This is a genomic window from Campylobacter anatolicus, assembly GCF_018145655.1.
Classification (GTDB): domain Bacteria; phylum Campylobacterota; class Campylobacteria; order Campylobacterales; family Campylobacteraceae; genus Campylobacter_A; species Campylobacter_A anatolicus.
In genome coordinates, this window is the sequence record NZ_JAGSSY010000006.1 from 1 (window position 1) to 21,022 (window position 21,022).

Consider the following 21,022-nt stretch of genomic DNA (forward strand, 5'->3'; position numbering starts at 1 on the left):
CTTTTATGGCTTGGTTTTGAGAAGCGAGAGTGGCATCACAATGGGCTAGATTTGCTTTTAAAGTAGCCTTATCGGTCGTTAGCTCCTCCGCTTTTTTAGTTAGATCTTCATTGCTTTTTTCTAAAATTTCATTTTGTGTTTTTAGATCATTTTTATCAAGCCAAAGATTAAATGTGCTAATCGTCAAAACCACACAAAAACCCAGCAATATTTGAGTATATTTATTTAAAAAGCCCACTTAAAACCCTTTTTGCACGGTTTGGAGTTTGCTTTGCCCAAAGGCTTTTTAAACCACTCTCATACGCTGATTTGTATTCACCACAGCGAATATGATGAAGTGTGGTAGCAAATTTCTTAACCGCACCTACACCCATTTGATAGCACATCTCTATCACAACTTCCTGCACGTTTTTTGGTTTATCATGCAACCATGAAAATGTTGTAAATACTTCATTATAAAGATTTGTAAGTTTTATATCTAAAATACGCTCTGCCACCTCACGGCTCATCGGCTCTGTTTTACCACCATTTAATGCAAGCTCGTCTTTACTAAGGCTAGTAAGCTTAAAACCATAACCAATTGTGGCAAAGCCACGTGTATCCTCATAAACATAACTTTTAAAGCCTTCGTTACGGCGAATTTTTTCTTTTAGCGTATTCATTTTATCACTCCAGCAAAAACTTATCTTCCAAATCTCTATAAATATCAACTTCAATCTCAAGGCTATATTTAAATAAAGTATCTTCAAAACCATCAAAACTAAGGTTAATCATCACATCACTTGCAAAAAGTTCGGCATTTTTTATAAATCTAGCTCTTATCTCATCTATCTTTTCAAGTGCTGCAAAATTATCATCACTTAGACTTCTGCTTGCAAAGACTATACGAAAAACGGCTCTATCTTTTTTCCACTCGATATTTTTAAGGCTTTCAAAGATAATATAAATTCCACCTTGTGGGCTTGATTTAGAAATAGGTAAAGCTTCAGGTACAACTTTTAAAACACTTTTATATATCTCTTTTAAATTCATTTTAAAATCCCTTTAAATACACTTATAAATAAACGATGAGCTGTTTTTTGTCTGTCCGCTTAATGTAGAACTTTTTATCTCACTCATGGCTGTTTTTAAAAGCACGATATCCTCTTCACTCAAAGCTATTTTTAAATAAATTTTCAGGCGAATAAATGCAAAATCCATCATGGCCCAGCTCTTGACATCTCTGCCTTTACACTCCTCGTTTGTTTCAGCACAGACCATGTCTAAGGCCTCATCTGTGATCTCATCCTGATTAAAAAGTGCTGAATTAGCCCTATTTTTTAGTGCTTGTTTAAACTCAGTAGAGCTTGGTATCACACTCCGTCTCCATCGCTATCAGCTTCACTCTCTTCGCTTAGCGTTACCCAGCTATCAACTCCAATCTCATAGTCATTATAAACTTCAAATTTATACATTAGTGAGCTCTTTTCATGGTCATACCATCTCACACGGCGAATGTCTAGTCCTATACTCATGATGAGATTTTTAAGTGGCGTCATAAGATATTTACTCTTTGGTACAAACTCAGCCACCACCAAAGGTATACCAAGTATTTGATTTGCTCCGGTGTTTAACAAAATACTTAATCCGCCATTTTTATTACCTAACTCTTCTTGATACGCTAAATAATCAGTTTGAGACAAAATTATTACACTATCTTTTTGAGCATCTTCACTGCTTGATTTGACCATAGCTATAAGTCTGGCTGAGATTTTTGATTCTTTTTTATGTTCTAGTTTTTTAACACCATATTTTTCTTTTGCTAATGTAAACCAACCCTTGTTTAGGTTTTTAAATTCTTGGTTGCTATAATCATCATTTTCACCGTTCATTCCTAAATTTTGTAGGTCATTTGAAAAAGTCTTTGCAAAACTATCAAAAGTCTCACTTTCAAAATTTGGATTATCCGCATTATCTTCTAGTGTATCTTGTGTTATTTTTGCATAAAGCTGAACCGGTTTATTATCAAGCAAAACAGATTTGACACTTAATTTTTGTCTTTGTGCTTCAGTTGGGGCTTTGCCTGGAGTTACTCTAACTAAAATGCCATTAGCTAGACCCCACACATCAAAACTTTTTTGAAGCTTTTTTGTCTTATCTATCGTTATTTTTGATAAAAACTCACTTTTATCAACTATCGTATTTATGATTTTTCTTGATACTTCAGGTCTTAAAGCACCGCTTTCATACATGTCGGTAGCTTTTATAGGACCGGTAGTTTTTGCGATTTGTTGCAGTGAAATACTCATTATAAAACTCCTTGTATATTGTTATTTTTTTCTACATTTTCACTTTGCTTGCTTGATTTTGATAGTGTTTCAAGATCGCTTATGCGTTTTTCTAATCCGTCAAGCTGATTGGCAAGCTTATCAAAACCATCTTTTAGTGTTTTTTCTACACCAGACATACATTTGTCTTTTTCTTCCATGTTTTCTCCTTTGTCTTTTTTCTCAAATTTTGCAAATAACGCACTAAAGCCTTTACTGATAGCATCTGCTATACTTAGGTTATCTTCGCTTTTACCCACATCATAACGCTCGGCTGTTCCAGCCATGCTAAGACCTGCTATCTCACCTTTTTTAACGGCTTCTTTTAGTTCATCATTTTCAAGCTTTATAGCTACCGCCCAGCTACCAATCTTTTCGCTTTTAAATAAGGCATCATTTTCGCGAACCAACCAACTCTCGGCCACATAAGCTCCATCAGGTTTAAAATCATGCTCTCTGTCTATATTTGTGCCATTTAATCCTTTCATAAAAGAATATGCTGCCTTTTCTATCTCTTTTATGTCTGTCATCTCGCCTTGCGTATCCACTTCGTCAGGGCTATATACTATGCCGTAAATAACACCTTTTTCTTCATCATTTTTGGCTATTTTAATCACTTTTTCATAGCTTGGATTTTCTTTACTGCTTTTATATATGATGTTTTTCTTATTTGCACCTGCTTTGACAAGCGAAATGTGAGTAATGTTTAAATTCTTAAGCTTTACTGCCATTGTTTTCTCCTTATTTTTAATGCAAGTGTCGCTAAAGTATAACACCTGCAATCATTTGCAATTTTATATATTTTTATGATTTTAAAAATGCAAGATAACGGCTATTTAGTATTTTTAAAAAAAATCATTTTAAATATAATTTTAAAAAGTAAAAATGCGGAGTAATAATGAAATATATTTTTAAGACAGCAGATAGCAGAAGTGCTCAAATTTTAAAAGACAGTGAACAAAATGGGGTGCTAGAACCTTTTGTCTCATTTGATGAACTTTTATCACTTCATTATGCAAATGTCTATCATCGTAGGGCTATAAAGATAAAGGCGAGTATGCTTTCACAAATAGAGCTAGATGAATCAGATATAATAAAAAAGTTACCATTTGGCGTATCCGCTAAATCATTCTTATTTGAGTTTGCTTACAACCTAGAACTTTATGGCAATGCACCTATTGAAAAGGCGGGTGGTATTAACAACTATCTTTTGTATAACATACCAGCTCACGAGTGGCGAACAAACAAACAAAGAGAGATTTTTCAAGTAACAAGTGATGGAAATAAACAAAAACTTGATGGCTTTTATCTAAAATACTACAGCCCAAGCTCACGCTACTACGGAGAGCCTGACTACCTGGCTACGCTACTTCAAATCTTAATAAACCAAGAAGCCGATAGCTACAACTTCTCTTTTTTTAAAAATGGTGCAAGACCCGATCTTGCTATCATTCATGAAAATAATGAGCCAAGCGAAGAGCAGATAAATACTTATAGAAATTTCTTTTCAGATAACTTCAAAGGCTCACGCAATGCCCACAAAACACTTTTAGCATATACAAACTCCGTAGGCGATAAAGAAGCAAAGATAAGGTTTGAAAAGCTTGGTGGAGTAGAAGATATAAGCTTTAAGGCATTAAAAGAGGTAAGTCGTGATGAGATAGCAGCAGCTCATGGAGTGCCGCCACGTCTGCTTGGCATTATACAATCAGCCCAGCTAGGTGGTGGCGGTGAGCTTATAGGTCAACTTCAGCAATTTAACGAGATAGAGATTAAACCAAAAATTGAGCTTATTGAGAGCTTTTTTGAAAGTATCGGCATAAAAGTAGTACTAAAGGCTATTGATGTAACTAACTTTAAAGACGATGGTGAGATAGTAACAGCTCTTGTAGAAAGAGGTATCATATCAGTTAGTGAGGCAAGAAGTATTTTAGGGTGGCAAAAAAATATTTAAAATATAGCATTTAAAAACGTTTAAACCACTTTTAAAAATGTTTAAAAGGTTAAAGGCAATGCAAGGATATATCAAAAGGATTAAAGGGGCTTAAAATGGCTTATTTGAAAGATTTTCAAATTGAGTGTGTAAATTTACTAAATAGCGGAGTTAGTGCGGTGCTTATCTCAAAGCAAACTGGCGTCTCACGCCCCACGCTTTTAAAATGGCAAAAGGAGCTAAATGGCGAGTTTAGCATTAATAATGCTATAAATTCGCTAAAAAATAAAATTGAAACGCTTAGCAAAAAAGATGATATTAGTGCCGATGAAACGGCTATTTTAGCCGATTTAATCATTGCACTAAATAAATTAACCGGCGAGGATAAAAAGAAAAAAGAGAGCAAGGCTTACATAAAACCGCCTGTGAATTTAGATAAAAAAGCAAGGGTGTTAAGAGATGAAATTTTAAAAGATGGTGGACTTTTTGAGTATCAAAAAGAATTCCTAAACTCATCCGCTCAGTTTAGAATTGTCTTAAAATCACGCCAAATCGGTTTTAGCTATGTAGCTGCTGCAGATGCACTTATCGGTGCTGTTAGCGGTAGAAATCAGCTCTTTTTATCTGCCTCCGAAGAACAAGCCCTTATCTTAATGCGATATCTGAAATTTTGGGCTAGTAAATTTGGCATTGAATTAGCCAAAGATAGTGAGACCGAAATCACGCTAGAAAATGGCGGCATAATTAAAGCCCTAGCTCATAACTTTCGCACCGTGCAGGGCTTTACTGGCGATATTTGGATGGATGAGTTTGCATGGTATCCAAATCCTAAAAAGATATGGCATGCCTTCGTGCCTAGTATCGGTGCTGTTAAAGGACGTTTAACAATCCTTTCAACGCCATTTGAAGAGCGGAGCCTTTTTCACGAGCTATTTTACGATGAGCCAAAATATAAGATGTTTGAGCGCTTTCGTGTTGATATTTACAGGGCAATGAGCGATGGGCTTGATTTTGATCTTGAAACAATGAAAGCTTTGTTTGATGCAGACACTTGGGCTAGTGCCTATGAGTGCGTATTTATAGATGATGAAAGTTCTCTTTTAAGTATAGCACTTATAAAATCTTGCGTAGATGAAAAACTTAGATACTTTTCACCGCCTAGCGATACGCCTTTGTTTTGCGGATATGACATAGGTAGAGTTAATGACCGCTCGACGCTAGCGGACGTTAACTCTAAAGATGAAATTTATGAGTTAGCCAATATGCAGGTTTTTGCTAAGGCTAGTTTTAAAGAGCAAGAAGAGATATTAAAGGCACATTTACGCACCTATCCATTAGCCGTGCTTGAAATAGATAAAACCGGTATAGGTATGAATTTAGCTGAAACAATGCACTCAAATTTTAAATCTCGTGTCAGAGGCGTTTATTTTACGGCTCCTATAAAAGAAGAGATGGCTTTAAATTTAAAAAAGCTATTTGAAGATAAAAAAATTAGAATTCCAAATGACCCACTTTTAATAGCCGATATTCACGCTATAAAACGAACTGCTGGAGCTAAGAGCTTTAAGTATGATGCCAAGCGAAACGAATACGGACACGCCGATCGTTTTTGGGCTTTAGCTTTAGCGTGTAGAAAAATCCAAGCAGTTATGAAAAGAAGAGGCGGTGGGGCAGTTATATTGTAGTTATCTATTCTGTGTACAATTTATAACTGTTACCAAAAGGTTTTCTTATAATATCTCCATACTCTGCAGCATAGTAAAGTACATATCGTATATCCTCAACCGAGTAAAATCCATCAGGGCTTACATCGCTGTATATAGTAGATTGTTTTAAGCCTTGATTTTCTGATACTATGTCTCTTACTCTTGCCAGTATATCTGTATACATAGGATCATGTTTTGTAAAAAATTTACCTATATTTTTAACCATCTCACTTTCTGGAGTGTTAGCGTATGTATAAGCCATTTGAGTTATTAATGCTCTTAGGTTGTTAAAGTCTCCTATCTCAAAAAGCTCTATCATCTCATTTGTAACTCCTATGGGATATCCATTTAAACTTATTGTATCTACAGTTGTGATTTTTGGTAATGATTTAAAATTTTCATCAAATAACTCTTGATATTTTCGATGTATTTCGTTTTGGTCTGCAGTAAAATCCTTTAATCCATTTTTCAAGTGCTCTTTTGCCATATTGTAATATTTTTCTTTAGAGCTTTGAGATTTTAACGTTTTATATTTATCAAAATAAGCTTGTGCAACATTTACATATTTGGCTGTATATGCCTTTTTTAGAAGTTCTTTGTATTGATCTTGTATAGTCTCAGCAAAATAATCATCTTGTTCTTTAATATCATCAAAACTATCCTTGGCTACATTAATTCTACTCTCTATGGTATCTAGTTTTTTACTATTGATAGCTATGTGTAGACTCTGATAAATAATATCTGCACTCCTTTTAATCGTAGCATCATTTTCATAAATCAATTGCTTGTATTCATCCTGTTCCTTAACTTCTTTTTCTTTTAGTTCTCTTTGCTTTATTTTTTGTTTTTTCTCTTTTATGATTTCTTTTATCGCTTTTTTATCAAGCATTTTTGAGTTAAACGCTTGCAAAATTTGCATTATCTCGTCTTGAGGACATTTTACTGATTCGAGTTCGATTATGACCGTAAGCTCATCTAAGTTTGGCTTGTAGCCTAAAATTTTACTCCATCTTTTTTTGCTATGATAATTGGATACCATAACAAAAATCACAACCAGTGCAACAATAGCAAGTACCCAGTACATATTTACAACCTTTTTAAATTTTAAAGATTATATTTATTTTATACAGGAATTGTCAAATTTGAAATTAAAACTTTTGATAATCTGTTGTGTTGTCAAAAAATAAAATAAGCTTTTTATGATAAGCCGATCCTGCTTAGTCCATAACTAAAAAGAGCATTCACCGCTATTTTTAGACTCTCGTTTGCTCCGGCACATGATAGCTCTTTTAGACTCTCACCGATACTTTTACGTTCGCTATCAACGCTTTTAGGCGTAGATTTTAAAAGCTTGAGGCCCTTCATCGTTAGCCTTGTGTCATAATAAGCTCCAAAGCCCGATTTCTTAGCCGTTATTATCTCATTTTCCATTAGCCACGTTACGGTAGCCTCCAAAAACTCTAATTCTCTCATATCACCCATAGCACCCTCAGGTGTCTCTAAAAACTCAGCCATAGTATCCTTTATACCAAAGTCCTCAGGCATTAACTCACACTTTATAGGAAACTCCTCGTAAAGTTTGGCTAAAATTTTACCCACTAAAATATCGAATTTATCTATATTGTTTTTCATTTTAACTCCTTAAAAATCATTTTTATCTCTGATGCCACTACGCTTGTAACGTTTTTAGCCAGTTGCTCTTTTGCTTTTTCAAACCCACCGCCTCTTATATATTCACTAAAAGCCTTATGTAGGTATGGATTTGCTTTTGTGCCGGGATGTTTGACAGCTTTACCGAAGATGGCATATTGTGTGCTATCATGTGTAGAAACCTTGCCACTCCAGCCTTTTATTTTTTTTAGCGGTGTGGCTAGAGCCTTTGTTTTTTTGGGTTTTATAATATGCGGTTTTGTTCCAAAATATACAAATTTAGCATAAGGTGCTAGTTTTGTATTTCCTACGCTTATTTGAAGTCTTTGTATTTTATCATCAAAAACTTGTATATCTTTTTTTAAATTGCCAGTTTTTAACGGAGCGTGTCTCTTTGCTGCTGCACGGACACCTGAGCCCACACGAAACAAAAATCGCTGTAAATGAGTGTTAAAATTCATCTGTTTTAAAATGCCTTTTAATATAGTTTAAAGCATCAATAAAGGTGCCGTTAAAGCTCTCTTTTTTGCTCCACTCATCGCCATTTTTATTAAGCTCATATACAAAAAACTCACGCATGCTACCAAACATAGCAATATCTTTACACGCCTTTATGGTCTCGTCGTTTGGAGCGAGAACATCATAAATCCACGTAATATTACCATCTAATGCCTCAAACTGAGCAAAAAGTTCATATTTTACTGCTGTACCACGTTCGGCATTTTTAGTACCCTCTATTGTCCAGCCGTTTGCTAGGCAAATATTGTAAATTTCCATTTTATTACCTCCGTTTTATCTAAAACCGCACTATCTTTAAAATATTTTTCTAGGTTTCTGCTTGGTTTAAAAATATTATATAAATAATCACCATCAAACACCATAAAATATCCATTTTGGCTAATAGCCACGCTTCTATTTTGATAATCCTTGTGCGGTGCTATTTTTAAAATAGAATTAAGTGCTTTTATACTATCGCCACTTGAAATTATTCGCCTATTTGAACTTACGCTGTGATTAAAAGTCTTTTTATCGGCATATCTTTCAATACCTATCTTATCAATATGTCTTAAAATTTCATCTTTATTTGGTGCGGATGAGGCTTTCATTTTAACACCATCTTTTTCATACTCATCTATCCATACTGGTACGATCTCGGTTCTACACCTAAAATGATAAGGTGGCATACCAAAGTTTGAGGGCATTTTGTCACTTCTGCCATTATAAGGTGCACTTCGCCACACTGCAGCAGCCTTTTTTTCTGCCATTGTTTTAGCACTAATTATACTATCTGTTTGCTTTTGTATGTGTTTTGCTGGTATGATGCGTCCGTGCATAGAGCGGCAAATAGGGCTAGTTCTGTTATCCATTATTGCTTCTACCTTGTAATATTCTACACCATATTTTATAGCTTGATTTACTGTTGATATGTTTTGGTTTTGACTTATAATATGATCGGCTATACCCTCAAAATAACTTATTCCTTGCTTTAGCTCCTTGCTAAACTCCTCTTTTAAAGCCTCCGCCATTTGCACTCTTGGTATATCGCCACTAAATACACGCTCTATGGTATTTTTTAATCTATCTTGAAATTTAGCACTATACTCTTGCCCTACCCAGTAAAAGTTATTTCTCATCGCCTCTATGGCTTTAATGTCAAGCTTATCAAAGACTATACTAGCACCAAGCCCTCTTGAAAGTGTTAGCTTTTTATAAGTCTCTTCTAGGTTATGCGGATTTATACTTATACTTATACCTTTTATCTTTAAATTTACAAGCTCTTTTAGCTCATTTATATCCATTTTGTAGTTTTCATTTATGAATATTAATAAATTTACAAGCTTAGCCTCAAGCTCCTTATAAGCTAGCTTGGCATTTTGTTTTATAAAATCATCTATTACATCATCTATACTTTTAGCGTTGTTTGCTTTTGATTTTAAAAGCTCTCTTAAGATCACATCCCTAGTCATCAAACAAGCCTCGCTGCTCGTTATTTGGTAGCAGATGTTTAGTGTCGCTTATGTATTGCTCCCAATACGGATCATTATAAACAGCTTCGATAGTTGGAAAGTTTTTAAGGCATTTTTCGCATATTCTATAGCGTTTATTGTGTAAATTTTTTATCGTGGTAGTGACTTTTGTTTTCTCATATCCGCAGTAAGGACAAAACATCTTTACTCCTGTTTTTTCGCCTATTCTATCACTTTTTTAAAATTTTTCACACTCTAGATTTTTGTTTTGTCTTTTAAAACGGCATTTAATCCTGTTATTACGCTAATGGCCTGTTTTTTACTTAGCTTACTTAAGTATGAGCTATAAAGCAATAAAGTCTTACACTGTCTATTTACAAATTTCATAAGTTTTATATCGTTCCAGCGAAGCTCACTCGTTAAAGCCTTGATTTTTTCTATCTGTTTGACGGTTATTTTTTCTGGATTTAATATATTTCGTCCAGTATAATCAGGCTTAAAATTTAGCTCATCATAAACTTTGTCGTTTAGTATATCAAGCACTAAATTAAGCTCTTTAATGCTTAACTCTTTTGAGCTTTGTACACCAAAACGCAACCTCAGCCAATCTTGCCAAGCCTCATTTTCATTGATGAGCTTATATTGCTTATGAGTATGGATTTTTGCTAGAAGCTGTTTTCTATATATCTCTTGAGCAGGTGTCATCATAATCCCTTAAACCATAGGTATTTTGTAAGTGTTGTTCGCGATACTCCCATACAACGAGCCATTTTACTCACATTTAGCTTTCCATTTTTAAAGCGATAAAAGCTAAGATCATATCCTAACGCACTATCTAATATCGCCTTTGCTTTAGCTCTTTTGCTTTGTGCTAAGTTATTAATATGTATACGCTGTTTTGTAGTCATCTTTTACCTTTTTAAAAACTCTTTAATCAATATTTAAGAGTGTTTTAAACATTGATTAAAGGGCTTAAAGCCCTTTAACACAAATTCTTAGCTTCGTTCGTCTTACAAATCTAGGTAAGCACCTGTTTTTGTTATCTTTTAAGCTTTTAAAGTCGTGCCATAAGCCTTGAAATATACTCTCTTTCATCTTGCCATCTCCAAGCTCTCTATTTTAGGCACTATTCTAAAATTGTCTTTTACAACTCTTTTTAAGCCCAATTTAACCAAATCTTCATCTTTTAACTCAGTTAAGGCATCTTTATTTGGTTTTTCCTCATATATTAAGCATTCTTTGCTTAGCCCAAATGCCTTTATAGAACTTATAAGGCTCTCTAGCTTTGCTTTAACACGCGGCAAACTTACGCTCTTGCTTATTCTGTATCCTATCTCACCAAATGTAAATTCTTTACTTCTTTTTTCTACAAACTCCGCTTTATTATCCTCACAAAATAGCGTTATTTGTTGCTCAATGAAATTCTTTTCGCTCTCTAAACGCTCAACTTCGCTCTTTCTAGCCTCTTTTATGCGGTTACACTCAAGTGTTACCTCTCCATTTATCTTTTCAATGCCAACGCTTACCTCACAAAGTCTTTTTAAAGCGATATCAACATCACTAAAGCTATTTATTTGCATTTTTTACCTCCCTTTCTACATTAAATTTCTTGATATATCTTGCTTTTAAGACATATCCGTATTTTAGGCAGATAGCTAAATTTGATTTTTTGCTACGCAACCCGTTGGGTGATTTTTTAACTATCCGCACAGCCATCTTTACCTACTCAAACAAACTAAATTTAAGCTCACTTAGCCCATACTCTTTTGCCCAAGCTCTCTCCTCTTGCATACCTCTACTGTTATCACTCCATTTGCTTTGAAAATAGTAATAATAGCTACATACCCTTAAAAGCTCTTCACAGTTTTTCATGATCTTATCTCGCTCAAACTCACTGTAAATATCCATAAAGGCGAGTATCGGACTAATTGGCTCATACCCATTAAGTCTTACTATTTTGCAAGCTTCTTTTGCAAGCTGCTTTGCATAATAGCTTCTGTCTCTATCCTTGCAATCTATGCTTGCATATGGAGTTGAGACAAATACTAATCTTGCTGTTCTCATATATATCCTTTCTGTTAAAATTTAATTTTATAAGACGGCTCGTAAGCCGCCCTAAAAATCAAATCAAACTAGCCTTATAAGCCGTTACGTCATCACACTTTTCTTGTATGTTTTTTACAAGCTGGTTTAAAACTTCACGCCTTATTATCTCTGCCGTATAGCAAATAAGCTTTATGCTAAACTCGCTATCGTTTTTAATATCTACAAATAGCTCCACTTCAAACTCGCCCATCAGGCTAACGTCGGCTTCATAAATAGGTAGTTTAAATGTTATCTTGTTTGGCAATGTTAAGTTTTCTTTTGCACCTGATTTTATCTCTACATCTAGGCTTATCTTTGAGCTAGTATTTTTTTGAATGCTATCAAATTTCTTAACCGCTTGTAAGCTTTGGGCTAACTCAATAACATCCATATTGTCGTTTGGCCTACCATCTATCTTAGTGATATACATAAACAAAGACTTAAGCAAGAATATAAAATCTCTTTGTGATAAATTCATATCTAAACTCTGAATAAAACCTGAGTAAAACGGCGTGTAGGCTAAGTTTAGCCCTATGCGTTTTTCACAAAACTCTGCTTTATCCTTGGTGTTAAAATCCACTATGCACTTTATACTCTTATCATCAAAAAATAGCTTTGAGCTTGACTCTTTGTATTCATTTACTAGCCCTACAAAGCTATCAATATCAAGAGCGTTTATGCAGTAACTATTTCTTAATGGCTCTTTTAGCAACTCATCTCTTAGCATATAGTCTTTATGGACTATGACGGCTCTTTTTTTGCTGTCTATTTCTATGTTTGGCACTATGTATTCATTTAGTTCTTTTTGCATTTTCTATCCTTTATTTCTTAAAATCAAACACCAACTGATCCGGTGCATTTCTACTAGGTAACATCTCTTTACTAACGTAAAATCTAGTTTTAATAGGCTCTTTTGGTAAAATTACGCTATTTGAGCCAAATACTACTATTTGACCTTTTTCATGTTGGTCAGGCTTTATGGTTAGCTTTAGAGTTATATTCGCTGACTTTTCAGTCTGAACGACTGAATTTATGGCTGTTTTTAGATTTTTTGAGGTTTCGCTTAAAAAAGCTCCACCACCTAAGCTACGTAAGGCATCTATTAAGACATCTATGTCGCTATTTACTACGGTTTGTGTCATTTTTTATCCTTTTTATTTTTATGTTCTTTAAAGATGCAATAAAGCCACACCTAAGAACCAACACTAAAGATTAAGGTTGCTTTCACAACCCACCGAAATTTATTTAAAGTGTTTTTGAGCTCAAGCACTTAATCAAACCGCCCACAAGCGGCTTGTTAAATACTTAAATCTTTACTACATCCACTGCTTGTTTAGAGCCTTTTAGACAGATAAATTCTCCATCAAGCTCATAAAATTTGCGTGAATAAAATCCGTTTAGTCCGTGTATCATCTAGTTATCTCGCTTTCATTATCTCTTTTAGCTCTCTCTTTTTCAAGCTCTATTAAACTATCTTTTATATTTCCCCATAGCTTTTTATTTTTAGGATGAGTAAGTTTTGCAATAGCTCGTTTTTCTATCTGTCTTACTCTCTCTGTGCTAAGCCCTAAAATAACAGCTATTTGAGCGTATGTCATAATTTATCCTAGTATTACCATTTGTGTAGCATTTGCTATGATCTCATTATCAAGCTCACACTCATTAAGTTGTGCTAGTCTTAGTGCCTTTTTATATAGCTTCGCAGAGCTTCTAAAGTTACCTTTGCTATACTCATATATTCCGCTACCATAAAAGCTCTCACACTCCGCCTCGCTTAGTCCTTGCATGCACCACTTACCGCATATGCGTGAGTAAAGTTGCCTTAACTCCTTATTCTTGCCCATTAGGTTATTTAGCAGTATCTCAGTCCCACAAAGTATCATCGTAGTACGCGAAAAGTCATAAATTCGCCTTAAGTCCTCTAAGGCTCTTAAAGGCAGATGCTCTGCTTCATCTATTAAGATTATCTTGTCGTTATCTTTTAAAAACCTAGCCACAGCCTTTAGTTTTGCATTTATACTATTTGCACCATCTATCTTTAGTGCCTCACAAAGCTCTTCAAGAAGCACCTTAGCCGTAGTGTGACAAGTAGCCTCTATTAGCACTGCATTTGGGCTATTTTTTGCAAATTCTTTAAGTATAGTTGTTTTTCCTGTGCCTGCACTGCCATACACAAGAGCTATCTCACGCTCATTTATAGCCTCATTGATGACAAACTTTGCCATTTTTGCATCTTTGCTAGCAAAAATTTCATCTTTTAGCACGGTGCTTTTTGTCTCGCTTTTAATTTGGTAGTTATTTATGTATTTTTCTACCTTTATAGCAACACTTTTGGTATCACCTTTGTATACTCCTTGTCTGAATTGACTTATTGCTGCACTACTAACACCAATTGCACGAGCCAAAGCTGAAGCACTTATCTTGCTTTCTTTTAAAAACTCATTGAGTTTATCTATGATTTCTTTCATTTCTTCTCCTTTATGTTTATTTTAAAGACTTTTAAAAATGTTTAAACATCGTTTAATACGCTTTTAAAGGCTTTTATTTAACTCCAAAATGCTCCCACCCTTTATGTTTTTTACACTTTTTAATATCACTACCGGCTACATTAAGTATCTCATCGCTTAATGCCTCATTTTTAATCACAGACTTAGCCTTTTGGTTGGCAATACCTATAAGTCTGCTTTCACTATTTACCGCCTTTACGCTAGGTTTTATCGCTTCCTTAACCTCTATATTCTCTATAAAATTTATAAAATCTTCTCTTATTTCATTTGTTGCGATAGTTTTAGCCTCTTTGGTTTCTTTTAAGCGTTTGTTAAAGAGTTTAGCACCGGCCTTTGCGACTTCAACACTAACGCCTACTTTATCATCAAGCACCACTGCAACACCTATAAAATTATTCTCATTATCCCATACAAAGCACTCGTGGTTATTGTCTATATTTTTATTTACCCAAACGCGTTCATAGTTAAATAAATCCGGACTTTGATAGTAAAGATTATCCACACTAACACCCTTTTTATTTACGCTTTTTAGCTCCCTTTTGCTTAGCCTTGCACTTAGACTTATCGCGTCCATTGCTACTGCTTCATGTGCTTTTTGATTGTAAGCTTCACACACGCTCATCTCAAGTCTTTCTAGGTAGCGAGTATTTAAAAACTTTTCGCTATACATATCCATTAGGCTTTGTACTTGCTGTAAATTTTTAAGTTCTCTTAGGTTTGTCTTATAGCCTTTTTTAAGTCGTCTCTCTTTTTTAGAGTAGAAAAATTCAATAGCTTGTCTTTGAGTGATGTTGTGTCCGATAAAACCTGCTAAATTTGCGGTAAAATTATGTTGTAACGCCCTAAAATTTCTCTCAACATAAGGTTTTAGCCATCCGCTATAAGCCCGCACTGCTCTATACTCAATTTCTAATGCACTCATAACAGAGCTTATATGCTCGCTCTTAAAGGCTTTGCCGTTATCGCCCTTAATCACAGCTGGTTTGCCATATCTTAGTATGTATTTAGCTACCGCTCTTGCTATGCCTACGCTGTTTTCAGTATCTGATATATGAAATGTCGCAACGCCAGAGTAGGTATCTATTAAAGCAATTATGGTGTAGCGTTTTTGCCACTCTTTGACGTATGTTTCAAACTCATCTTTATCTTTAAATATGTTATTTACGGCGTTAAACCCTATCATATCGCAGATGTCGGAGGCATTGCATATTAAATCAAGCGGTGATGCATCTATTTCTACTATTTGATTTATACTATCCACCGCCCAGTTGCTTATGCCAAGGGAAGGTAACCCACGACTAATAGCTCCATCCTCACCGTAAAGGATTATATTTTTAAGCAGTTTGTTTTTATTAAGATAATTTTTAACAAAGCGATAAACAACCTCATAGCTTACAATCTCATCTTTTTTGCCATTAAATGCTTCAAGATTGAATTGACCACTTTTAATAGCCTCATAATTAAGCAAATTGTATATGTTTGTTACGTTTATCCTGCCTTGCTGTGCGTGGATTAATTTTATAGCGTAGTCTTTTAAACCTAAAGCCTCTAACATTAGCGTTTTATTGTTCGTTCGCTCATCGACTAATGCATCTAAGCCACCATTTTTATACTTTCTTTGCCAGTCGTATAATTTGTTTGATGTTAGCTTTATAGAACATATATTTTTTGAGTTTATATACTCTATAAAATCAGCTTCCTTTATCTTGCCTTTGGCGTTTTCCCACTCTTTGATAACATTATATTTTTCAAAGGCAGCCTTTCTTTTCTTATCAGAGCAAGTAGCTATAAGCGGTAGTTTATTACTATTATCCACTGCCTCGCACTCATATACTTTTTCTACTATGGATTTGTCACTTACCTCTTCATTCTGTAAACTCCATTTATAATCCATAGGACAAGAACTATTATTGAAATTATCAGCACTAGTAACAAAGTTGCAAATATCTGTTTTATCACTCTCATTTACGCTACTTTGTCTATTTGCTTTTTTATCTATGAGTATATTACTGCTAATGCTATGATTGTCATGCAAATTATAAACAAAGCATCCATCTACGCTCTCTTTACTTTCCAGCCATACACACCCATTGGCGTTACAGCTATTTGAAACCCTTTGCTCTGCATACTCTTTATGAACTCCTGCGTTTGTGCCTGCCCCCTTTTCTCTTGCGTTTGCATTAACTTTATTAAACCCTTTGCTTGGGTTTGCTCTATCACTACTGTTTTCATCTGATTTTCCTTTTGTGTTGTTTACTATGTTATCGTCTAGCCAGATTTGAAGGATTTTTCCTGAAGCACCACCGCGTCCGTCGATGTATTCAAAGTATAATTTATGGAACTTTATAGAGCAAAATTTTTTACCAGACTTCTCTGAACGACGCGTTGCTTTTTGCAAGGCATCATATTTTACACCCAAAATTTCCGCCGCCTCTTTAGAATTTACCCACATACCTATTGCCTTACGCTACTTTTATTCCATCTTTTTCAAGCACTTTTTTAGCTCTTTTACTTATATAACCCTTATAAAAGCTACTTAGACTTAGTCCACGCATCTCACAGTAGTCTTTTAGATCATATTTAGTCTTTTGTTTTACAGCCTTTGCGACCGGTGTTACTCTCTTTCCCATGGCTACTCCTTTACTATAAATTTTTATTGTTAAGTTTTTACTGTATAATTTTGCAAAAAAGGATCTATAATGCGTAAAGCCGTTTTATACTATAATAAATTTGAGGACATTATAAGAGATATACTGACTCAAATTCCAAGAGAAGTATTAGAGGAATTAGACGCAGTTGTTGCCGAATCTATAGAAAACAAAGAATTTCAAATAGAACCTCTTAAAGAGGAAATCCTAAAAAACGTGATTTCCTACATTAAAAAGACTCAAAAACAACGAGAAGACATGCTAAAGAATATGACTTTGCAGAAAAAAATTCTTGTAATATTTCCTGCGGTATATACCCTAACAAAGGCTTATCTTATACATTCAAAGAGTACCAACAAGCTATTTTTTAACTCTAGCGTCCCTTACAAGACATTTGCCGCACAAGTTGTTCGAGATCTATTTGAGATTTCATCTCACGACATTTTAGAGAATTTTCAATACCATGTTCGCTACGCTCTTGTACGTGATAAGATACGGCATAGATTATAAGATCAACGATTGCCTCTTTTCCATAAAAATCCTCGCTCATAGCTATATGACCTAACGCACCTAAAATTTCGCCGATACGCTCACTTTTTATACCTACGTGCATATTTGCTCCTTTTTAAAAATTTAACAATAAAATTTAAAAGAACTCAGTTAAGAAATTTTTTGCCTTTTATAAGGTATTATTTCCTAAATGGTTTTGAAATTATAGTATAATTTAAGGAACTTGTCAAGGGTTTTTATAGATTTTGGAGTAAAATATGGAACTTTCTTTGAGAATGAAAGAATACAGGGATTTGTACGGTTGGACACAAAACGATTTATCTGAGAAATCAGGAATATCAATATCTACTATCAAAAAATACGAAGCTGGTGCGGTTGAAAATTTTACTTATGAAAATTTAAAAAAAATATCATCAGCTTTTAATGTAACACCATCAGATTTTTTAGATGAATTTTTGTCCGTCAATCTGTCCGACAATCACAAAAAATTTGTCGACCAATCTGTCTCCCAATCACAAAATTTGTCCGTCAATCTGTCCGACAATCCATCTAATCTTAAAAACTCACACAAACAAACAAATATAATATCCATACCATACTTCGAAGACACCTATGCAAGTGCCGGAAATGGTGTAATTAACTACGATGAAGCTCCTGTTATTATGGACTTTGATGAAGAATTTTTAAGAATGTTTTTACGCATAAGTGGCAATATATCAAACATGCACATAATAAACTCTCGTGGCGATAGTATGGAGCCTACCATTACAAGTGGAGAGCTATTGTTTATAAATCCAATGCAAAACGAGAGTGGGCTAATTAGCGGCTGTATATACATTATAAACTATGACGGCGATATTTTTGTAAAACGCGTCGAAAAAAACCCTGTCACAAAAGCTATAACTTTATTTTCAGATAATGAAAAGTATGATCCTATAATAATAGAAAAGCACAACTTGGAGCATTGCTATATAATAGGCAGGGTTGTATCGCATATGAAAAGAGCTTAATTTAAAGCCTATTTAAACGGCTTTTAAAAGCTTGTAAAAAGCAGTGTAAAATTCTGTAAAGCTTTTGTAAAGTAATGTAAAATAAATTCGCCACTTTGATTTTAAATAAAATGGCTCCAAACCGTTATATTTAGGCATTTATCACCAAATTTCTCTCACTTTGATTTCTTACAAAACTTTACAGATAAGATATTACATTAACCATATTATCTATATAAAAAAGTGGTTTTGATATTATTTTTTTCATATTATTAAAATTTTTCAAAAACAAATCTCTTTTGTATTAGAGTCAATTAAAATTTACCACGATAGCTAGTTTGTCATATAACGTATCAATAGATAGCTTTTAAATTTTATATCTTTTTGATGCATATCACATAAACTAAACATATGTATATATTTATGCTATGCATGGTCATTTTTTGATTCGCTTTTCGCTTATTGTAAAATCTAAAGCTATACAATAATGAAAATAAAAATTTGCTTTTTATTAGAATAAATGAGTATAAAAGGCAACATCTAGTAGCAAAGATATTTTAGTTATCTCTTGCTACTATTTTAAATTTAAAACAAACTTCTTAAAAGCCCTTTAACTGCATCCTTTGTGTCGTTGCTTGAATTATTATTCTTGCCTAGTTGTCTGTCTAAGAACTTGTCTATTTCTTTTTCTGCTTTGCCACGCAGATAGTCCGAGCTTACGCTGTATTTTGGGGCTTTATTGGTACCTGTGATGTTTATCTTGGCATCTGTTTTTTCATAGCGAAAATCAACCGGTATATTTATAGCCCCAGTTGCCGTGTCAAAAATACCCTTTGTCACATTTATGTCGCTTCGTTTTGCGGACATTTTAGCATTAAAGCTTATTAAACTTTTATCTATCTCGCCTGCAACCTCACCATTTTTATAAATTTCGGTTGTTATATCACGTCCACTTAGCATTTTTATCGTATTTGTAAGCTGTGACGCGACTAGTTTACCCTCATTAATACCCACGTTAAAAATGCCTTTTTGTGCGGTTGTATCGTAGCTTAGTTTAGCATCTCCTAGTCCGTCATAAATATGTTCAAGTCCAAGAAGTGCACTAAGCCCTTTGAATGTAAAACCACTTAGGTTTGCAGTTAGATTGCCATTATTTAAGGTCGCATTTAGTTTGCCTTCTGCTAGGCTATTCGAGATGATTTGTGCGTTTAAGGTTTTATCATTTTTATTTACTGTGATATCGGCATTTAATTTGCCATTTAGCTGCATTTTTGTAATAGGAGCTAGTTTTTTTAGCTTATCTACATTGACATTTGCAGTGAGCTTTAACTCGCTATTTGTAATGTCAAAACTTCCTTTTATGTCATTTAAATTCATTAGTTCAGTTGCAAGATTTGCTCTAAAGTCAGCTACATTTTTAGCTAAGCTTATATCTGTATCAAGATCAAATTTCTCATCCTTGTCAAGCTCAATATTTGCTGATTTTTTAAGCTCGGCAGCATTTAATTTACCATTTTGTGTTTTTAGCTTTACTTTACCTTTTAAATTTGTTAAGCTATCAAATGCTACAACGCCATTTATATCGGCATTTGCGTAAATTGGCTGATCTATCATTTTTAAAATTTGGGTTAAACTTATCTTATCAAACGTCGCGTTTAGTTTTTTACCATTTAAACTCGCTTTTATTACTCCACTAAGTGTGTTTATATCGGTGTTTAAGCTATCAAGTTTATTATTTTTCACGCTTATTTTACCCTTTGCTTTGATACTACCGTTTAGCTTTTGTCCTATTATGCTTTGTAAATTTGCTAGATTTTGTACATCTACGTCAAAGTCGCTTGTAAGCTCATTTTTGGCGATATTATAAGTGGAACTTGTAGTTTTTAAATTCAATATTTCAGATAAAAGCATACTCTTTGCATTTACCATATCGCCGTTTATATCGACATTTATTGCACTTTTAAATTTTAAATCCTTTGATAAACTAATATTATGTTTTTTTGCTATTAAATTTGAGTTTAAAGTGCCATCGTAGAGTAAAATTTCTGCTATTCCATTTGGTTTGCCATTATTTTCATTTATGTTTGCAGTTATGTCAAGCAAAGCATTTGCATAGTTTGGCTGATTGGCTAATGCTAGGGCTTCTGAGAGATTTAGCTTTTTGGCGTTTATGTTTAAGGTGAGTGGTTTATACTCTTTTAAATTTACGTTAAAATCAGCATTTGAGCCAAGTGCCGTGCCTGCACCATTTATGTTTAGATCATTTAGTTTACCGACTATCGTGCCATTTAAATTTATAGGATTTTTAAGGTTTAAATTTGCTGATTTTAGATTATTTGCTAAAATGTTGTAATTTAGATTTAAATTTTGTGAAAAAACAGAGAATTTACCATTTAAGTTCACAGTTATTTCGCCGTTTATGATCGCAACAGTATCAATACTATTTAGTCCAAGCATAAATTTAGAAAAGCTTAGCTCTACGCCGTTTTCTTTGGCTTTATTCTGCAATAAATTTGCTATCATAGTGTTACCGCTGCTAGTAAAAATAAGGCCTATCGCAAATCCAAGCACTATTAGTAGTGCCACCAAAATATATATGATTTTTTTCATTTTTTACCTTTCATTTAGTATTTTATATCATAAAACTTTAGTCCTATACGCTAAAGATTGTAATAAATTTTATAAAAATCATTGACTTTTATATCAAAAAATGCTATTATT

At 33.9% G+C, this 21,022-nt stretch carries 26 protein-coding genes and 1 pseudogene; 3 read left to right on the top strand and 24 right to left on the bottom strand.

Annotated features, from left to right (window positions below; translation table 11 throughout):
• The 6 genes and pseudogenes from KDE13_RS08325 to KDE13_RS08350 form a co-directional block, all read right to left on the bottom strand.
• Positions 1 to 238 (bottom strand): annotated as a pseudogene (locus tag KDE13_RS08325) (hypothetical protein); the annotation flags it as partial.
• Entirely contained in the window at positions 222 to 662 is a 441-nt protein-coding gene (locus KDE13_RS08330) for a glycoside hydrolase family protein (protein WP_212143511.1), read from the bottom strand. The gene KDE13_RS08330 and the pseudogene KDE13_RS08325, both read right to left, overlap by 17 nt.
• A gap of 4 nt (positions 663 to 666) precedes the next feature.
• Entirely contained in the window at positions 667 to 1,032 is a 366-nt protein-coding gene (locus tag KDE13_RS08335) for a hypothetical protein (protein WP_212143513.1), read from the bottom strand.
• Positions 1,033 to 1,044: 12 nt separating this feature from the next.
• A complete protein-coding gene (locus tag KDE13_RS08340; protein ID WP_212143515.1) occupies positions 1,045 to 1,356 on the bottom strand; it encodes a hypothetical protein in 312 nt (103 codons plus the stop codon).
• Positions 1,353 to 2,288: a P2 family phage major capsid protein gene (locus tag KDE13_RS08345; protein ID WP_212143517.1), complete on the bottom strand. Its 936-nt coding sequence runs from the start codon at positions 2,286 to 2,288 to the stop codon at positions 1,353 to 1,355. The genes KDE13_RS08340 and KDE13_RS08345 overlap by 4 nt, the downstream gene beginning before the upstream one ends.
• On the bottom strand, positions 2,288 to 3,037 hold the full coding sequence (locus KDE13_RS08350) for an XkdF-like putative serine protease domain-containing protein (protein WP_212143519.1): 750 nt from the start codon (positions 3,035 to 3,037) through the stop codon (positions 2,288 to 2,290). Before KDE13_RS08350 ends, KDE13_RS08345 begins: the two co-directional genes overlap by 1 nt.
• A 167-nt stretch (positions 3,038 to 3,204) precedes the next feature.
• On the opposite strand from KDE13_RS08350, the gene KDE13_RS08355 reads away from it, so the two are divergent.
• Together KDE13_RS08355 and KDE13_RS08360 are read left to right on the top strand one after the other, a co-directional pair.
• Positions 3,205 to 4,260: a phage portal protein gene (locus KDE13_RS08355; protein ID WP_212143520.1), complete on the top strand. Its 1,056-nt coding sequence runs from the start codon at positions 3,205 to 3,207 to the stop codon at positions 4,258 to 4,260.
• 95 nt (positions 4,261 to 4,355) lie between these two features.
• Positions 4,356 to 5,924: a terminase large subunit domain-containing protein gene (locus KDE13_RS08360; protein ID WP_212143522.1), complete on the top strand. Its 1,569-nt coding sequence runs from the start codon at positions 4,356 to 4,358 to the stop codon at positions 5,922 to 5,924.
• A gap of 4 nt (positions 5,925 to 5,928) precedes the next feature.
• On the opposite strand, the gene KDE13_RS08365 is transcribed toward KDE13_RS08360, so the two are convergent.
• The 17 genes from KDE13_RS08365 to KDE13_RS08445 form a co-directional block, all read right to left on the bottom strand.
• Complete coding sequence (locus KDE13_RS08365; protein ID WP_212143524.1) at positions 5,929 to 7,029, bottom strand: hypothetical protein; 1,101 nt, start codon at positions 7,027 to 7,029, stop codon at positions 5,929 to 5,931.
• 113 nt (positions 7,030 to 7,142) lie between these two features.
• Complete coding sequence (locus KDE13_RS08370) at positions 7,143 to 7,577, bottom strand: hypothetical protein (RefSeq protein ID WP_212143526.1); 435 nt, start codon at positions 7,575 to 7,577, stop codon at positions 7,143 to 7,145.
• Positions 7,574 to 8,056, bottom strand: coding sequence for an HK97-gp10 family putative phage morphogenesis protein (locus KDE13_RS08375; protein WP_212143528.1), 483 nt, complete (start codon positions 8,054 to 8,056; stop codon positions 7,574 to 7,576). The genes KDE13_RS08370 and KDE13_RS08375 overlap by 4 nt, the downstream gene beginning before the upstream one ends.
• The gene (locus KDE13_RS08380; RefSeq protein WP_212143531.1) at positions 8,046 to 8,372 is read right to left on the bottom strand and encodes a hypothetical protein; all 327 of its coding nucleotides are present in this window, start codon (positions 8,370 to 8,372) and stop codon (positions 8,046 to 8,048) included. Before KDE13_RS08380 ends, KDE13_RS08375 begins: the two co-directional genes overlap by 11 nt.
• Positions 8,348 to 9,562 (bottom strand): phage minor head protein, encoded by a 1,215-nt coding sequence (locus tag KDE13_RS08385; protein ID WP_212143533.1) that lies wholly within the window; start codon positions 9,560 to 9,562, stop codon positions 8,348 to 8,350. The genes KDE13_RS08380 and KDE13_RS08385 overlap by 25 nt, the downstream gene beginning before the upstream one ends.
• A complete protein-coding gene (locus tag KDE13_RS08390) occupies positions 9,555 to 9,764 on the bottom strand; it encodes an NrdR family transcriptional regulator (protein ID WP_212143535.1) in 210 nt (69 codons plus the stop codon). Before KDE13_RS08390 ends, KDE13_RS08385 begins: the two co-directional genes overlap by 8 nt.
• A gap of 53 nt (positions 9,765 to 9,817) precedes the next feature.
• Positions 9,818 to 10,267: a phage protein GemA/Gp16 family protein gene (locus KDE13_RS08395; RefSeq protein WP_212143537.1), complete on the bottom strand. Its 450-nt coding sequence runs from the start codon at positions 10,265 to 10,267 to the stop codon at positions 9,818 to 9,820.
• Complete coding sequence (locus tag KDE13_RS08400; RefSeq protein ID WP_212143539.1) at positions 10,267 to 10,470, bottom strand: hypothetical protein; 204 nt, start codon at positions 10,468 to 10,470, stop codon at positions 10,267 to 10,269. Before KDE13_RS08400 ends, KDE13_RS08395 begins: the two co-directional genes overlap by 1 nt.
• 183 nt (positions 10,471 to 10,653) lie before the next feature.
• The gene (locus tag KDE13_RS08405) at positions 10,654 to 11,142 is read right to left on the bottom strand and encodes a host-nuclease inhibitor Gam family protein (protein WP_212141731.1); all 489 of its coding nucleotides are present in this window, start codon (positions 11,140 to 11,142) and stop codon (positions 10,654 to 10,656) included.
• A gap of 142 nt (positions 11,143 to 11,284) precedes the next feature.
• On the bottom strand, positions 11,285 to 11,626 hold the full coding sequence (locus KDE13_RS08410) for a DUF7768 domain-containing protein (protein ID WP_212143541.1): 342 nt from the start codon (positions 11,624 to 11,626) through the stop codon (positions 11,285 to 11,287).
• Between the two features lie 58 nt (positions 11,627 to 11,684).
• Complete coding sequence (locus KDE13_RS08415) at positions 11,685 to 12,458, bottom strand: DUF2303 family protein (protein ID WP_212143543.1); 774 nt, start codon at positions 12,456 to 12,458, stop codon at positions 11,685 to 11,687.
• A 10-nt stretch (positions 12,459 to 12,468) separates the two neighbouring features.
• Positions 12,469 to 12,789 carry a hypothetical protein gene (locus tag KDE13_RS08420; protein WP_212143545.1) on the bottom strand — a complete coding sequence of 107 codons (321 nt, stop codon included), beginning with the start codon at positions 12,787 to 12,789 and terminating at the stop codon, positions 12,469 to 12,471.
• A 267-nt stretch (positions 12,790 to 13,056) separates the two neighbouring features.
• Positions 13,057 to 13,245 carry a sigma factor-like helix-turn-helix DNA-binding protein gene (locus KDE13_RS08425; protein WP_212143547.1) on the bottom strand — a complete coding sequence of 63 codons (189 nt, stop codon included), beginning with the start codon at positions 13,243 to 13,245 and terminating at the stop codon, positions 13,057 to 13,059.
• Between the two features lie 3 nt (positions 13,246 to 13,248).
• On the bottom strand, positions 13,249 to 14,115 hold the full coding sequence (locus KDE13_RS08430; RefSeq protein ID WP_212143549.1) for an AAA family ATPase: 867 nt from the start codon (positions 14,113 to 14,115) through the stop codon (positions 13,249 to 13,251).
• A gap of 73 nt (positions 14,116 to 14,188) precedes the next feature.
• Positions 14,189 to 16,606 (bottom strand): Mu transposase C-terminal domain-containing protein, encoded by a 2,418-nt coding sequence (locus tag KDE13_RS08435; protein WP_212143551.1) that lies wholly within the window; start codon positions 16,604 to 16,606, stop codon positions 14,189 to 14,191.
• A gap of 10 nt (positions 16,607 to 16,616) precedes the next feature.
• Positions 16,617 to 16,784, bottom strand: coding sequence for a hypothetical protein (locus KDE13_RS08440; RefSeq protein WP_212143553.1), 168 nt, complete (start codon positions 16,782 to 16,784; stop codon positions 16,617 to 16,619).
• 391 nt (positions 16,785 to 17,175) lie between these two features.
• Entirely contained in the window at positions 17,176 to 17,415 is a 240-nt protein-coding gene (locus KDE13_RS08445) for a hypothetical protein (RefSeq protein ID WP_212143555.1), read from the bottom strand.
• 154 nt (positions 17,416 to 17,569) lie between these two features.
• On the opposite strand from KDE13_RS08445, the gene KDE13_RS08450 reads away from it, so the two are divergent.
• A complete protein-coding gene (locus KDE13_RS08450; protein WP_212143557.1) occupies positions 17,570 to 18,322 on the top strand; it encodes an XRE family transcriptional regulator in 753 nt (250 codons plus the stop codon).
• A 564-nt stretch (positions 18,323 to 18,886) separates the two neighbouring features.
• Here KDE13_RS08450 and KDE13_RS08455 read toward each other — a convergent pair.
• Positions 18,887 to 20,911 carry a translocation/assembly module TamB domain-containing protein gene (locus tag KDE13_RS08455; protein ID WP_212143559.1) on the bottom strand — a complete coding sequence of 675 codons (2,025 nt, stop codon included), beginning with the start codon at positions 20,909 to 20,911 and terminating at the stop codon, positions 18,887 to 18,889.
• Positions 20,912 to 21,022: the final 111 nt, after the last annotated feature.